Below are 14,855 nucleotides of genomic sequence, written 5' to 3'. Positions count from 1 at the left end.
GATTGTCATGACGTGGCACCTTCAAATCATCCTCCTGAGGCGGGCGGCGAGCCCTCGATCGGCTCTTCGGGCACGTCATTAGGAAGAGCGTCGATCTGGCGACGTAGGGACTCCAGGTCCCATCTCAGATGACCTCCGGCGGTGCGCAGCTCGGGCTTGACCACCCCTGCCTTCGCCCAGCGCCACAACGTGGCCGGATCGACTCCGAGCTCTGTAGCCGCAACACCAGTTCCGACCAGTCGTCGCTTCCCTTGGACCGCCACGACGCCACCATCCCACAACATCCGCAACAAAAACCAGCCGTGCAGGTCTTGCAAGATTTTGAGGTCGAGCCTTATTGTCATGGCGCAACGCACACAAGGTTTGCAAGGCTCATACAGGCAGTGGGCCCCGACGGGATGCAGCCCGTCGAGGCCCTTGCAGGTCGCACACCAACTCGAACGAAGGAGACGACCCACATGTCCAACGGTACGTACGCGGTCGGGAGGGCCTACGAGGCCGCCGGCCCCAGCCCTCGTCACCTCGACGACCCGGGGCGCCACTGCCTCGGTGCCGACCTCGAGATGTTCTTCCCGATCGAGGAGAGCGAACAGGCCGTCGCCGAGGCGCGCTCGATCTGCTCGGGGTGCCCGGTGCGAGCCCTGTGCGAGCAGTGGGCCAGTGATGCCGGGGAGTGGGGCGTCTGGGGCGGTACGACCCGCGAAGAGCGCCGGGCGAACAGGGCGGCTCGGATGCCTCGTCCCGCGGCCGCGGATCCGGCGGTGGCGGCGTGAGCATCGAGCGCACCTCCCTGCAGGAGCTGCTGGCCCTGGTGCCCGCGGCCCGTGAGGTACCCGCGGTCAGCGACATCGTGTCGGGTGCGGATCTGGTGGGCGCCTACGCCCGTCAGACCGACGAGCTGGCCCGGATCGTCGAGGCCGCCCTCGCCGAGCAGGACGTCCAAAACGCCGCCGAGGTCGCCGCGCTGAACCGCCGCCACCGCCGGCGGCGCCAGACGTTGCAGCTGCTCGCCGACGCTCTCGGTGAGCAGCACGCCCAGCTCGACGAGGCCGAGTCCCAGGTCCGGCGCGAGCAGGACGCCTCGCCGGCCACCGGACCGACGCAGGAGGACTGAGCATCGTGAGCACGACGGACTGGGCCACCGCACGCGTCGAGCGTCGGCGCGCCGCGGCTGACGCCGAGGAACGCCGTGCCCGCGCGGAGTCAATTCGCGAGGAGACCGCAGCCCGCCGCGCCGAGCGCGCGGCCGCCGTGGTCACCCAGCGGCGCGTCGACCGGCAGGTCGCACAGCAGGGCCGCCGGGACCTGTGGCGGGCCCGCGGGGTCGCGGTGCGGCGTTCGGCGCCCGCGGTAGCGGGCCTGGTGGCCTGCGCCGCGCCGACGCTGATCGCGACTTCGGGGCAGTACCAGTTCGGCAAGGAGGTGATGCACCTGCCGGGACTGTTGCCGGTGCTGGTGCCGCTGATGCTCGAAGGTGCCGCGTGGCTGCTGGCCTGGCGTCGTCACGAGGCCGCGCGGGCCGGTCAGCCGGCCGGGCGCCTGGCGGCCGGCATGTGGACGATCGCGCTCGCCGCCGCGGGCCTGAACCTGAGCCACTACCTGCCGAACTGGCAGGTCGGGACTGTGTTCGCGGTCGCATCGCTGGTCGGGTTCGGTCTGGTCGAGCTGCTGTCGCAGCACGAGCGAACCGCCCGCGCCGACGGGGTCCGTCGCCGGCGCCGGCTCGCGGGCCTGGCCCGCGCCGCCCGGTTCCCGATCGTGTCGTGGCGGGCGTGGTCGCGGCGCCTGCAGCTCGGCCCCACCAGCGCCGACCCGATCCTTGACGCCGACGCCGCCTGGAACCACGCCTGGACCCTCACCCACGCCGGGATGCTCGAAAGCGAGGTCGTCGACGCGCTGCTCTGCGAGGTCCAGGCCGCCGCGACCACCGCGGCCGAGCGGGACCAGGCCCTGGCCGACGTCGCAGCTGAACGCGACCGGGCGGTGGGCGAGGTCGCGGCTGTACGCGGTGAGCTGGTCGAGCGTGAACAGAACGCGCTCACCGCAGCCAGCGAGGAGCTGGAGCACCTGCAGCAGGCCCACGACCAGGTCCTCGCCGAGGCGGCCGCGCTGCGGGCGGAGCTGGACCGGACCGGCCCGAACGCGGTGGACGAGCAGCCCGGCCCCAGCACGGGGCACTCCCGCCGGGGCGCCGAGCGCGTGGTCGACGGCGAGGGGTTCGAGCCGGATCTGGTCGAGACGGGCCGTGCGATCGCCGAGCGGATGCACCGCGAGGAAGGCCGCCGGATCAGCCGGTCGGCACTGATCAACGGGCTGCGGGCCGCCGGGCACGCGATCGGTACCGACCGCGCCAGCGCCCTGCTGGCTGTGCTCCACGAAGACTTCGAGAGTGCCAACAGCAGGCAGGAGCGCGTGCGGAGCAGCAAGCAAATCGGCAAGCAGAATTGCGAGAGCGCGGCCACCAAGGCCGGGATCGAGGCGGCATGAGCACCCCGACCAGCAACCGAGCGGGCCGGCGCCAGCGCCGGGCCCACGCCGAGGCCACCCTAGCCGACCGGATCGAGCACAAGGCCCGCGACCGCGCCGCGACCGCGCACAGCGGCCACGAGCGGCTCGCCGCCGCCGTGGACTTCCTGCGCTCAGCCGCGGCCGCACAGCAGGTCTACGACCCCCAGGGCGTGGATCTGACCCTCAACGACGTGTCCCGCCACGTCTGGCGGACCGGGGAAGTCCTGATCGAGCAGCGTCGCCGCCACCAGCCCGGCGGCGCGGAGAGGAGCCCACGATGAGCCCCCACCCCCTGCCCTGGGAAACCCCTACACCAGCGGATCGGTCCACCCTGTCGCCGGCCCGCCCGGATCTGCACGTCGTCGCCGACCGTGCGGCCGAGCCTGCCCGGGCCGACCGGGCACCGGTGGCGCCCGGGCCGGCGTGGCCCGGGCAGGAGATCGAGCCAGCCTCCTCGACCCCTGAGACGACGTCGAGCGCGGTGAGCTCGCTGCACGAGCGGGTGCACACGGGCATACAGCGTGCCGGGCGCGAGTTCGTCTCCGAGCTGCGGTTCGTGCGCGAGCGCCCGAACTCCCTGCTCGACCACATCGCCTACGCACGCCACGGCGAGTGGAGCACCCGCACCGACGGCTGGCAGCGCCGCGTCGCACTGGCCTGGGCCTACACCGCGGCCATCCCGATCTCGACCGTCGCCTACCTGTCGGTCTGGGCCGTCGCCCGCCCCGGGCGGGCCGCGGCCGCGCTCGCCGCTGTCTCGACCACCGCCACCGCCCTCAACGGGCTCCCAGTCCTGGGCTGGTTCGTCCCGGACTGGCTGACCATCCCCTACTGGCTCGGTCTCTGACCTGCCACGACGAAAGGGAACGATCATGACCGGATCGCTGCTCACCATCGCCGGACTCTCCCTCGTCGTGGGGGCCTGGCTGTGGTTCCACAAGGACGCCCCGAAGTTCACCGTGCTCCTGTTCCTCATCGCCGGCCTCGGCCTCGGCGGAGTCGTGGGAGGCGTCCTCGGGGTCCTGATCAACCGGGCGATGGGCACCATCGGCACCACTACCGGGTCCCTGATCGGGATCGGCACCTCCACCCTCGTCGCCGGCCTCGCCCTGGTCGCGACCCTGGAGGTCGCCATCAAGGGCATCCACCCGCGGAAGGCCCGGCCGAAACGCTGGCACGCCTTCCTCGCCCTCGCCCTCCCCACGATCGTCATCGCTGCCGGCGTACCGCTGCTCTCGACGGTGATGGACGCCTTCTCCACCGGCATGGCGAACGTCGGCGCGGCGTTCAACGGGCTCGGGTGATCAGAGCATGGAGATCATCCTGTTTTCTCTGCTCGTGGCCTGGGGCCTGACCCGCTACGGGGTCACCGACCTCGTAGCGACCGCGAAGGGGACCGAGTCCCCGCGCATTGCCGCGCACCGCCAGCGTTCAGCGCAGGCCCACGAGCGGGCCATGGCCCGCGGCGGTCAGACCATCGGCAGCGCGATCGGGTCCCGGATCGCCGATCGGATCGCCCACCCACACCCGCGACCCGACAAGCCCCGGGGACCGGCCCGGTCCTACTTCGCCACCCTGTGGGCCGACACCTGGGACCAGGCCGCCGAACGCCACCGCGACCGCGCCGCCGCCCGACGACCCGCCACTACCGCCCAGGGCACCGCTTCCGACGCCACCACCAGCACCGTCGAGCGGGACGTCCCGACCGAGCACACGCAGAAGGTCCATATCGTCGACCACGAACCGACCGACGCCACCGGAACCGGCAACGACAACCCCACCAGCGAACCCGACCCCACCGGATCGGCGCCCCGCGGCGCAGAAAGCACCCCGGAACAGCACGAAAATTCTGCCAGCAACAAAGACGACGAATATGAAACCGTTGGCACACGCAATTACGATGCCAGCGCCGCGGGCGACTGGGCTGGCCGGGCTGCGGACCTGGGGTCGTATGAGGGCCACCGCGAACCGATCGACGTGCGAGTGACGCAGGTGCACGAGGTCCACCACGTCCATCACGTCGACCCCACCACCCAGGTCCACCGCGACGCCCCCGCCTACCACTCCGAGGCAGACGACCTCGACCTCGACGCCGAGATCGTCGACGAGCCGCACACCCCTCGCCCACCGCTCACCCTCATGGCCGGCGGCCGCCAGGACGAGAGCAACGACGTCGCGGCAACTGACGCCGTCGATGCGGAGGTCCTCGACGCGGAGATCGTCCAGGACCCCCAGACCACCCCGGCCAGCCCCGGCCAGGGCGACACCCTCAACACGGAGGCACCCACCATGACCACCAGCACCACCGACATGGCCAGCGGCGAGACCCTCGACCCGCACGCCGCGAAGCGCTTCGCCGATTCCATGCGCACCCTCGCCGAGAACGCCGCACAGCAGATCGAGCAGAGCATCGCGGCCCTGGAGGGCCGCGGGGTGGCCGGCGAGCCGATCGCCCAGCTCAGCCAGATGCTGGAGAGCTTCCAGACCGCCGCCGGCACCGCCACGAGCGCCGGTGAGCACTTCGACCGCCACATCGCCCACCAGGACCAGCTCCTCAGCGACGACACCATCGCCGGAACCGTCAACGGCACCTACGTGGGCACCGCTTCCTAGCCCGACACCAGCCCCTGCCTCCAGCAACAGGGTGGACATCCGCGTCGTGGCGGAGCAGGGGCACCAAGCCACAAAGGCAAGGATTGCAAGAGTTTATCTAGACGTCTACCGTTGCGTCAATCGATGCAAGATTTGCAAAGTTCTTCTACTTGGAGGAGCAGGCTCGCATGAGCGTCACGCCTAGCAGCTCGAAGCCCGGATCAGAACTGGTGCGCCGGTCAGTGGGGACGGTGGTTCGTCGTGGTGATGCGGCGCTGCGTGAGCACCTGGTGTGTGAGGCGCGGATCGAGCAGGGGGTCCGGGCTCGGCGGGCGCCGTTCCTCGCCGTCGGCGGGGTCGCTGGTCTGGGCTGGGCCGGCTGGGGCCTGCACGAGCTGCTGCGTCTGGGGGCCGGCGACGCCGCCGCGATCCTGGCCGCGCCGGTCGCGGTCGGGGGGACCGTCGCGGCCGGCGCGGCGGTCGCGATCGGCTGGCGCCGCCAGCTGGGTGGTCACCACCGCCGGTTCGCGATCGTCACCACCGCCGCGGCCGCGTGGGTCGGGGTGGTCTCGCTGTTCTCGCCCGCGTCGTGGACCGCGATGGCGGTCCTGCTGCTGGGGGCGATCGGGCTGTGCTCGCGCTGGCAGGCTGCGCACGCCGTACCCCAGCCCGGCCCGGACGCGGCTGCCCAGGCCGCGCGCTGGTCCCGGGGCGCGGCCGCCTCCTCCGCCGCCGACACCGGTACGAGCCGGACGGAGATCGCAAAGATGGTTCAGCGGTGGGAGGAGCGCATCGCAGCAGAGCGCGGTCCGATCCCGGACTCCCAGCTCGTCGAGCCGCAGGTCCTGCCGGCGGCGGTGCGTTTCACCGTCGCCACCGTGCCGGGTTCGACCAGCTTCGACACCGCCCACGCGCTGCGGGGCCGGATCGCCTCGGGGCTGCAGCGACCCCGCTCGCGCATCGTGCTGGAGCCCAGCGACGTCGACGAGTCGATGTTCGACCTGACCGTGATCACGCGGGACGTGCTCGCCGACGGTGTGCCCTACACCGGCCCCGTCTACCACGACGGCTGTGTCGGGATCGGGGCGTTCGCCGACGGCGGCGACACTGCCACATACATCGCTTCAGACCGGGCCGGCGCACGCAACGGCCTGGCCACCGGGGAGCCCGGCTCGGGGAAGTCGGCGTTCCTCGAATCGGTCGGCATGGGCTTGCTCAGCTCCGGGAGCTGGCACCTGATGTTCGGCGACGGTGACCCCGAGGGCGGGTCCTCCCCGCTGCTGATTAAGGTCGCACACTGGTCGGCCGCCGGCCCCGAGGGCGTCCTAGCCCAGCTCACCGCTCTGGAGTCGCTGCTGGAGGTGCGCTCGATGGTCAAGGCCACCCTGACCATCGGCCCCGACGGGCGGCCCGTCGCCAAGACCGACCCACGCCAGCCCTCGGCCCGCGAGATCCACCCCTGCCCCGCTTTCCCCGGCGTGCAGTGGATCCTCGACGAGCTGCAGCGCCTGGTCAGCGACCCGCTGCTGGTCTCGGTGAAGTTCGCCGAGCGCCTGGAGCGTCTGGTGCGCATCGGGCGCAAGTACGGCATCGGGCTGCTCGTCGGGACCCAGTCGCTGCTGCTGGCCGACTACGGCAACCGGTCCCCGCTGCGCGGCTACCTCGCCAACCGCAACCTGTTCGCCTTCCGCAACAGCAACAAGTCCGAGCGCGCCGTGGTCGCCGGGTTGGAGATCAGCCCGTCGGTCCTGCCCACCGGCGGCGGGTACGCCTTCTCCGCCGGCGCCGGGCGGCTGGCCATGCTGCGAGTGGCCTGGGCCCCCGACATGGCCCGCCACGCCGAGGGCCTCGACTCGGCCACCCTCGATTCGGACTCCGAGCTCGCGATGGCGCCGCACCGCCCGGTCCCGGTCGACGAGGACGACGCGCTCACCGAGCAGCTGGCCCGCCTCGCTGCCTGGCGGCAGGCAGCCGGCCACCCCGCACCCGACGGCACACCGGCCACGCCGAGCGCCCCGGGATCCCCGGTCTCCTCGGCCTCCTCGGTGTTCGCCGACCCGGCGCAGATCACCGTGCCCGCGGCGCTGACCGTGGACAACGTCATCCCCATGCCCGCCCGGGGTTCGCTTCCCGACCTCGGTGCGATGCCCTCCGACCTCGACGCCCTCTCGGGCACCCAGCGCGCCGTGCTCGACGCCGTCCGGGACGGCCACCATGCCACCGGCGCGATCGCTGCAGCCGCCGCAGTAGGCAAACCCGCCGCGTCCAAGGCGCTGGCCGCGCTGGCCGATCTGAACCTGGTCTCGAAGATCAGCCACGGCCAGTGGGCCGCACTCGCCGTCCCCGCCGGGGCGCCGCAGTGAGCCCACAGCCAGCACCGGCGGGCTGATGACCGGCCGGTGGGGATGGCAGCCCACGTCTGTCGATGCCGCCGGCGACGCGCGAACGACACATCCGACGGCACCGCCAGCGTTGTTGCCGGCGCGCACCCCGTCCCGAACCAGAAGAAGGGACCTCGATGAGTCCGCACACCGGTCGCCGCGCCTTTCCCCCGCGACGCCACCCCGCCTGTCCTGGTCGGACCTACTACCGCCTCGCAGAACACGCCGCCGAAGCAGCGATCCGCCTCGGTGGTACCCCGACCCCCTGCGACCAGTGCAACGGCCACCACCTGACCCGCGCCACCTGAGTCGTCCCGGGGTACCGAGAGGCACAAGCCCTGGTTACTGCCACGATGGGTAGGTGGATATGCGACGTCACGGCCCCGAACCACTCTGGGACGGCCCGCAGATCAAGCACACGCCAGGACTGGCGGTCGAGCTGTTACGTGAGCTGGCGCCGCTGCTGGCCGAGGACGGCATCATCATCAACCCCGACGGGGACATTGTCGGAGACCTCCCGGATCTGCAGACCCTGCAGCACGCTCTCGACCGCGCGGTGGAGCGCCAGAACTTGGCTCTGTTCACCCCGATCGGGCACGCCCGCGACCTGGCCACCGCGGTGCTACGCCAGGTCAGCATCGCTCTCGCCGTCGGCGCCACCACCACCGCCGCCGCCGTTCTGGAACACCAGGTCGTGCCCGCATCCCCGGACGGCCGGCAGGCCACGGTCGCCGGATGCACCGGTGTCGCACTCGGACTGCTCGACCACTGGCTCCACGACCACACCGCCGACACCGCACCGTCCGGGCTCGCGGGACGTATCCGGCTCCCGGCCGGGCACTGGATCGGTGAACGCGCGGCCACCGACATCCTGGGCCTGGCCGCCAAAGGTAGAGCGTTCCGCAGCCTGGACACCTTGACCCACCACCACGGCGGACACCATCTGCTCTACGGCAGCACCCTCGCTCTCACCGCCACCGTGCACACCTGGGCCGAACAGACCACCACCGACCCCACCGAACTGGCCACCGCCATCATCCGCTGACCACCACCCGACACGGCGTCACACCACCCCACCCACACCACTGTCGTCGTGGTCGTCCGTGCTGTCATCGGTGCCGCTGCTGCCGCCGTCGGTGTCGTCGTCGGTGTCGTCGTATCGGGCGTCGTCAGCGGCGCGGAGTTGCTCGTCGTGAGCGTCGGTGACCACGCACAACGCCTTCCACGCCTGTTCGACCGTGCCGAGCGCGTCCAAGGTCAAACCCTCCAGTTCCTGGACCTGCCCCTCGTCCCAGTACTGCTCACCACCACAGCCCTGCACCGCGCGTTCCAACCCACGCGCCACCGCGACCGCTTCACCCAACACCAGACAAGCACCCCGAAGACACTCACCGATCACCCACTGCTCATCATGAGCGACGAAGACCCTGCCCTCCCGCAACGGGCCACGCCCGACGCCACCCGCACCCGGTTCCGCCTCCGGGGCGGCCCCGACCGTGCCGGTCTGGTCACCGAATGAATCCACCACGGGAGGGCACGCTACCCGGGATGTCTTAAGCAGGTAGCTGTTCGCGTGCTAGCTGCTAGGTAGCAGCTACATACGTTGGTTGAGGTACTCGCGCAGTGCGTCCTCCACCACGTCTTGCACAGCTGCGTCGTGCCGCTGGACGAACGTTTGCAGCTGCTCGTGTAGCTCTTGTCGGATCCGGGTGTTGAGCTGGATGCGGACTTCTTTGCGGCGACGAGGGGGCGGCATCGAGAGAGGGCCTGCCGAGCTCGGTCGGCTCCCGGGAGGTACCGGTTCGTTGGGTGACACGGCCGGTGACACGGCCCCTGGCTCGCGGTCAGCCCTGCGCTGCACAAGTGGCGGTGTTGCGGACATCTCAGGTGGAGTCGGCCAGGCCGGATGCTCGTCTGCGAGACGTGACCGCCGCCGTGGCGGGCGTTTCGAGGAGGCTGCCCCGGTCACCGCACTGCCCCGGTCACCGCACTGCTCCGGCCAGGTCCTGGGCCCACAATGTGTACTGTTCGGCCAGATTCCTGAACCGTGCACCCGACCATTGATCCAGTGCCGTCGCTGCTGCGACGGCGTCTCCGATGCCCGTCCACTGAGGCACCCTGTACGGCCAGATCTCCGCCTCGGTGAAGTTCTTCCCCAGCTCGTCGAGTACGTCCTGGTTCGTCGTGGTTCCTCGCCACCGGTTCACCAGGACACCGGCCCACCGCAGCTCCGGATTGTAGGAGCTCTGCACCCCCCGCACCGTGTCTCGCAACATGTGCAGCCCGTCTAGGGCGAACTGCTCAGCTTCGAACACGACGAGCACCTTCCGGGATGCGACCAGAGCATTCACAGTGAGCTGCCCGAGGGCTGGGGGGCAATCCAGAAGGATCAGGTCGTACTCCGTCTGCACCTCGGCCAACACGTTACGTAGACGTGACTCGCGTCCCAGGTTCATCGCTGCAACCCGCTGCTCACCCGCTGCGAGACTCGCGCCCGTTGCGGGAGCCAACTCCACCCCGGACCACAATGTCGGGATCACGACGTCACTCAGCGAGCAGTCATCCGCCGGATCCAGCGCGTCAGCTATCGACACGTCGCCACGGTCGGGAGGGTCTTTCGCCAGCGCGCCCGTGGCATTCGCCTGTGGATCAAGATCCACCACCAATGTCCGGAGCCCCGCCAACGCGGCTCCGCGGGCCAGGTGAACCGTCGTTGTCGTCTTACCGACGCCGCCTTTCTGCATCGCTACCGCGACCGTGCACGCCAGCCGGCTAGTGCTCATGCCCGTAGATGCTAGCGAGCACGTACAGCGCTCGCCGTGAGCGACTCTCTACCTAGTGACCAGCTAGCTGCTAGTGTTGTTGTTGCTAGCTGCTAGCTATCTGCGTGCGGGTAGCTGGTTCGCTCGACGTTCGTGCAGTTCAAAGCACGTGCGTCCATCTGGTTCGTCGCTGTTCGGTCAATCGTTGGTGAGACGATCTGAGGGATACGAGCGGCAGGCAGCTGGCGAAGGTGGGCACCACGATCCAGGTCGTCTACATGATGCGCGAAGTCGACGACGAGGGGGCGTGGGCTTTGCCAGGCCACGGCAGGATCGACGAAGACTACGCCCACAGCATTGCTTGGCGGCGGGACCGGATCACCGTCGTCGAGCAGTCCCTCGATGTGGAATGCGATTGCCTCGCGCATGAGGTGTTCGCACTCTTCTCGGGTGCCGCCGGCAGCGATGACGCCCGGCAGGTCAGGAGACCATGCACCGAAGCTCGTAGGGCCTTCTTCGATCACGACGACGTAGCCGGTCATAGCCGGTCATGGCCTCTCACCTCCCGCTCCCGCGTCTATTCTCGGTCGGCTGGGACGTCGACTTCAACCCCGCCTGTTTCAGGATCGAGCTCGCCGTGCCCCTCAGGACGTCCACGCTGGACTTGCCCGCCACGGTGACCTCGCCCGGCTTCGTCGGATGGACGTACTGACGATGCGACCCCCGCTGGTTCTTCAAGGTCCAGCCGTCCTCGGCCAGCAGTCGCAGGACCTCGGAAACCTTCACCACCCACACACGCTAGTTGCCATCATCTCAGACCCCACGTCCCAGGAACGCGCGCCGCAAGGGCAACCACCACAGACCCGGTACCCCACGTGCTCGACAACAACTGAACGCAGGTCATCGGGTGGGCGAATGTCCTATTACGTGCGTGGGGTGGGGTGACGGGATAGGCTTGATGTCATGAGTCGTGAGCGGGACGAGCTGCGTGAACTCGTCGAGCAGTTACCCGAACACGAGATCCCGGTCGCGCTGGCCGACGTGCGGCGGCATCTGAGCTCGGCATCTGCTCTGCGGTGGCCGCCGGCGTTCTTCGGGGCCGGCCGGGCCGGGCGTAGTGACGTTGCGGCACGCTCGCGGGAACTACTGGAGGAAGGTTTCGGCGAGCCGCGGTGATCGTGTGCGACACCGGACCGCTGGTCGCGGCGGCCCTGGCCGACGATGACCACCATCATGCTTGCGTCGAGCTGTTCACCGGCCTGCACCTGGCCGGGCGGGATCTGCTGGTCCCCGCGACCGTCGTCGCCGAGACCGGGTATCTCATAGCCCGGGAAGCGGGCTCGGTGGTCGAATCACTGTTCTTGGACTCGATCGCTGATGGTGATTTCCGCGCCGTCGATCTGGTACCGAGTGACTATCGACGAGCCGCTGAACTGGTGAGCCGATACGGTGATCTCCCGCTGGGCACCACCGACGCGACGGTTATCGCCCTGACCGAACGACTCGGACTGACCGAGGTCGCGACCCTGGACCGCCGCCATTTCACCATTGTCCGACCACGCCACGTCAACGCTTTCGCCCTGCTCCCCTGAAACGACCGCACCCCTGGGGGAAGGGGTGGGTGAAGACCGTGTCATCTGCCGCCATGTGGTCGGTCGTCTCGTCGGGTGTTCTCGAGGCGGTCGAGACGAGCGAGGTGGCGGTAGATCGTGGGTCGGGTGACGCCGAACTCGGCGGCGATCTGGGCGACGGTGAGGTCGCCGGCCTCGTACATCTCTCGGGCCAGTCGGGCCTGGCGGGGTCCGAGTTTGGGTTTCTGTCCGCCGGTGCGTCCGCGGGCGCGTGCGGCGGCGAGGCCGTCGCGGGTGCGTTCTGACATCAGTGCGTGTTCGAACTCGGCGATGGAGCCGAGGATCTGGAAGAACATCCGCCCGACCGCGGTGGAGGTGTTGATGCCCTGATCGAGTACCACCAGGTCGACCTCGCGGGCCTGGAACTGGTGGGACAGCTCGATGAGGTGTTCGAGGGATCGGCCGAGCCGGTCGAGTTTGGTGACGATGATCTGGTCGCCGGCGCGCAGGCTGCGCAGCGCGGCGTCGAGCTCGGGTCGCCGCGCGCGCGTGCCCGAGGCCGTGTCGATGAACAGTCGCTCGCAGCCCGCGGCGGTGAGCGCGTCGGATTGGGCTTCGAGGTGTTGATCGCGGGTGGAGACCCGCCCGTAGCCGATGCGCACGCCCATGAATGTATCGCAAACCTGGGTGTGCATGACGTAGGCGCGGACACCAGTTGTGTTACATCACCGACCTGCAGAAACGGCCCCAACCCGGGAGTGTCTCGTGAACGATCGTTAGCGGACGGATACTGGTCTCGATCAGCCGTGCGGGGTCCCTGAATGATCGCGCCGACAACAACGCTTCGTATCGTAACGTTACAACGCAACAAATTACATAACAATTGACGCAACGATACGAATCAGCTAGTGTCGGGTGCGTGAGCGAACAGCCCTTCCCCGGCGAGTCGGCCGACCGCAGCAGTGATGACACCGTGGCGGCGTCGCCTGCTGATCCCGCTACCTCAGGCACCCCGGGTGGCACCGAATCGGGGGGCGAGTCGGGCACGGAGTCGGACACGGAGTCGGTGGGCGCCGGGCCGGTCGGGTCCGGCGGGATCACCTCGACCGGGACCGGTGGTGCGGGGTGGCGGTCCCGTGGCGGTGCGCTGGAGCTGGAGCCGTGCCAGTTCCCGGGGGGCTGTGCGAACTCGATGGAGTACGTCGGGTCCGGGCGGCGGCCGAAGTACTGCTACCAGGCCGTGGGCGGGGTGATGCACGACCGGGTCAACGCCAAGCGGATCGCCGACGGCGGTACACCGGCGCGCCGGCGTGGGGAGCCCGACGACGCTCTCGCTCGCCCGATCGCCCGGGCCGGGCAGACCGTGACCGATCAGGTCGCCGCGCTCATCTCCCGCCTCGAGGAGGGCGGCACCGAGCTGCGTGACGCGCTGGGCACCCTGGCCGACCCCGAAGCGGTCGCCGCGGAGATCGCCGCCGCCCGCCGCGCCGCGCGCGCGGAGGTCGACCAGGCCCAGGCCGCGACCGACGAGGCTCGCGCCCAGGCCCGTGCCGCCCGCGATACCGCCGAGGTCGCGCGCCGCTCGGCCGCGGTGTCTGACGACGAGGCCGCCGACGCGACCGCCGCCCGCGACGCTGCCGAGCTCGCCCGCGCCGAGGCCGTCACCGCCCGCGAGGCCGCCCAGGCCCAGCTCGCGGCGACCCGCGCCGAGCTGGAACAGCAGATCGCCGACCTGACCGCCGAGCGCGACGCCGCGCGGGTCGAGACCGAGCGGGTCACCACCGAGCTGACCGCCCAGCTGGCCGAGGTGCGCGCGGAGCTGGACACAGCACTCGTCGAGCGCAACGCCGCGGCGGCCGAACGCGACACCATCACCGCGGACCTGACCACCGAACTCACCATGACCCGCCGCGACCTCGACCGCGCCGAGACCGACCGCGCCCGCCTGACCGACGAGCTACACGAGACCCGGGAGCAGGCCGCCGAGTACCGGGCCGCCCGGGCGGCGGCCGAAAGCAGCCTGACCGCGCTGCGCACCCAGCTCGTCCACGACGTCGACCGCGAACGTGCCTACGGCGAACAACGCCTCACCGACGCCGAGACCCGCCACGGCGCGCAGGTCGCCGACCTACGCACCGAACTCGCCCGCGCCCGACGCCGGACCACCGGCCCGCCGGCCGAGAACGACCACGACCCGACCGACAACGAGATCGACCACGACACCGACCGCGACAACAACGGCGTCGCCGTCGAACCGGCCGCCGAGTCGTCACATCAGTCGTCGCGTCCGGCCGGCGCCCGCAGGGCCCGGTCCCGCGCCGCGCAACGCCGCCCCGGACCCACCGCCACCGACCCGCCCGACCAACCCGACCAGACCGGTCAGACCGGCGACACCGACCACCAGGAGTGAGGCCTACCCATGAACCCCGCATTCCGCGCCGGCCCGCCCACCCCGGGCGTCTCGAGGGGGCCGAACCTGCGCTGCGACCGATGCCGACAGACCCCTACCGACCCACTGCAACAGATCCTGATGAGCGCCGTATGGCTCATCCCCGGCCCCGACGGACCCACCACCGCCCGCTACTGCCGCGCCTGCCCACCCACCGGGCCGATCACCGACCTGACCTGCCAGCACTGCGGCCACGGCCCCCTACTGGTCGGCGACCTCGCCGCCGCCCCCGACGAGATACTCCCCGAGCCCACCCGCGCGTGGCTGACCGCCGCGGACTGGCACCTCGACGAACCGATCTGCCCCGACTGCCGACCGATCCAGCATCCCGACCTGGCCACGGACAGACCACTGACGGCGCGCACCCGCGTTCAACACGACCGGGAGCCCACCCGGAGCTGTCGGGTGTTTACCCCGGGCCGGGGCAGGAGGCGTTCTTCGAGAGTCATCACCACCTGTGTGACCGACAAGTGCGGTCAGAACTCATCGATATTGATCATGACTCTGATCAGCGAGTGCGGGACGCTGGCAGCGTGCTTCGGACTGACGAACCATCGCCGTCTACCCGCTGTCCGCAGTAGCGACGAGGCCA

17 protein-coding genes are annotated in these 14,855 nt (G+C 70.2%); 12 read left to right on the top strand and 5 right to left on the bottom strand.

What is annotated here, in order from left to right; genetic code table 11:
• The first annotated feature begins 458 nt into the window (after positions 1 to 458).
• The 9 genes from KPL60_RS24530 (at position 459) to KPL60_RS24490 (ending at position 8,526) form a co-directional block, all read left to right on the top strand.
• Positions 459 to 773, top strand: coding sequence for a WhiB family transcriptional regulator (locus KPL60_RS24530; protein ID WP_255656516.1), 315 nt, complete (start codon positions 459 to 461; stop codon positions 771 to 773).
• Positions 770 to 1,114 (top strand): hypothetical protein, encoded by a 345-nt coding sequence (locus KPL60_RS24525; RefSeq protein WP_226367344.1) that lies wholly within the window; start codon positions 770 to 772, stop codon positions 1,112 to 1,114. Before KPL60_RS24530 ends, KPL60_RS24525 begins: the two co-directional genes overlap by 4 nt.
• Before the next feature lie 5 nt (positions 1,115 to 1,119).
• The gene (locus tag KPL60_RS24520) at positions 1,120 to 2,487 is read left to right on the top strand and encodes a DUF2637 domain-containing protein (protein WP_226367343.1); all 1,368 of its coding nucleotides are present in this window, start codon (positions 1,120 to 1,122) and stop codon (positions 2,485 to 2,487) included.
• Entirely contained in the window at positions 2,484 to 2,789 is a 306-nt protein-coding gene (locus tag KPL60_RS24515; RefSeq protein ID WP_226367342.1) for a hypothetical protein, read from the top strand. Before KPL60_RS24520 ends, KPL60_RS24515 begins: the two co-directional genes overlap by 4 nt.
• Positions 2,790 to 2,989: 200 nt before the next feature.
• Positions 2,990 to 3,355 carry a hypothetical protein gene (locus KPL60_RS24510; RefSeq protein WP_226367341.1) on the top strand — a complete coding sequence of 122 codons (366 nt, stop codon included), beginning with the start codon at positions 2,990 to 2,992 and terminating at the stop codon, positions 3,353 to 3,355.
• 25 nt (positions 3,356 to 3,380) lie between these two features.
• Complete coding sequence (locus KPL60_RS24505; RefSeq protein ID WP_226367340.1) at positions 3,381 to 3,812, top strand: hypothetical protein; 432 nt, start codon at positions 3,381 to 3,383, stop codon at positions 3,810 to 3,812.
• Between the two features lie 7 nt (positions 3,813 to 3,819).
• Positions 3,820 to 5,121: a hypothetical protein gene (locus KPL60_RS24500; RefSeq protein WP_226367339.1), complete on the top strand. Its 1,302-nt coding sequence runs from the start codon at positions 3,820 to 3,822 to the stop codon at positions 5,119 to 5,121.
• A gap of 167 nt (positions 5,122 to 5,288) precedes the next feature.
• Positions 5,289 to 7,463: a hypothetical protein gene (locus tag KPL60_RS24495; protein WP_226367338.1), complete on the top strand. Its 2,175-nt coding sequence runs from the start codon at positions 5,289 to 5,291 to the stop codon at positions 7,461 to 7,463.
• Between the two features lie 379 nt (positions 7,464 to 7,842).
• Positions 7,843 to 8,526, top strand: a complete 684-nt coding sequence (locus tag KPL60_RS24490) for a hypothetical protein (protein ID WP_226367337.1) — start codon at positions 7,843 to 7,845, stop codon at positions 8,524 to 8,526.
• Positions 8,527 to 8,544: 18 nt separating this feature from the next.
• Here the strand turns inward: KPL60_RS24490 and KPL60_RS24485 are convergent, their stop codons facing one another.
• The 4 genes from KPL60_RS24485 to KPL60_RS24470 all read right to left on the bottom strand — a co-directional run bounded on the left by KPL60_RS24485 (position 8,545) and on the right by KPL60_RS24470 (position 11,032).
• Positions 8,545 to 9,009, bottom strand: coding sequence for a hypothetical protein (locus KPL60_RS24485; RefSeq protein WP_226367336.1), 465 nt, complete (start codon positions 9,007 to 9,009; stop codon positions 8,545 to 8,547).
• 454 nt (positions 9,010 to 9,463) lie between these two features.
• On the bottom strand, positions 9,464 to 10,264 hold the full coding sequence (locus tag KPL60_RS24480) for a ParA family protein (RefSeq protein ID WP_226367335.1): 801 nt from the start codon (positions 10,262 to 10,264) through the stop codon (positions 9,464 to 9,466).
• A gap of 92 nt (positions 10,265 to 10,356) precedes the next feature.
• Entirely contained in the window at positions 10,357 to 10,785 is a 429-nt protein-coding gene (locus KPL60_RS24475) for a type II toxin-antitoxin system HicB family antitoxin (protein WP_226367334.1), read from the bottom strand.
• A 16-nt stretch (positions 10,786 to 10,801) separates the two neighbouring features.
• The gene (locus KPL60_RS24470) at positions 10,802 to 11,032 is read right to left on the bottom strand and encodes a type II toxin-antitoxin system HicA family toxin (RefSeq protein ID WP_226367333.1); all 231 of its coding nucleotides are present in this window, start codon (positions 11,030 to 11,032) and stop codon (positions 10,802 to 10,804) included.
• A 174-nt stretch (positions 11,033 to 11,206) separates the two neighbouring features.
• Here KPL60_RS24470 and KPL60_RS24465 point away from each other — a divergent pair, with 174 nt between their 5' ends.
• On the top strand, positions 11,207 to 11,419 hold the full coding sequence (locus KPL60_RS24465) for a hypothetical protein (protein WP_226367332.1): 213 nt from the start codon (positions 11,207 to 11,209) through the stop codon (positions 11,417 to 11,419).
• Positions 11,416 to 11,835 (top strand): type II toxin-antitoxin system VapC family toxin, encoded by a 420-nt coding sequence (locus tag KPL60_RS24460; RefSeq protein WP_226367331.1) that lies wholly within the window; start codon positions 11,416 to 11,418, stop codon positions 11,833 to 11,835. Before KPL60_RS24465 ends, KPL60_RS24460 begins: the two co-directional genes overlap by 4 nt.
• Before the next feature lie 41 nt (positions 11,836 to 11,876).
• On the opposite strand, the gene KPL60_RS24455 is transcribed toward KPL60_RS24460, so the two are convergent.
• Positions 11,877 to 12,476: a recombinase family protein gene (locus KPL60_RS24455; protein ID WP_226367330.1), complete on the bottom strand. Its 600-nt coding sequence runs from the start codon at positions 12,474 to 12,476 to the stop codon at positions 11,877 to 11,879.
• A 257-nt stretch (positions 12,477 to 12,733) separates the two neighbouring features.
• Here KPL60_RS24455 and KPL60_RS24450 point away from each other — a divergent pair, with 257 nt between their 5' ends.
• On the top strand, positions 12,734 to 14,224 hold the full coding sequence (locus tag KPL60_RS24450) for a hypothetical protein (protein WP_226367329.1): 1,491 nt from the start codon (positions 12,734 to 12,736) through the stop codon (positions 14,222 to 14,224).
• Positions 14,225 to 14,855 lie beyond the last annotated feature (631 nt).

This window comes from Pseudonocardia sp. ICBG162 (genome assembly GCF_020496225.1).
Taxonomy (GTDB): Bacteria; Actinomycetota; Actinomycetes; order Mycobacteriales; family Pseudonocardiaceae; genus Pseudonocardia; species Pseudonocardia alni.
This window is presented reverse-complemented; position numbering and strand designations above follow the sequence as displayed.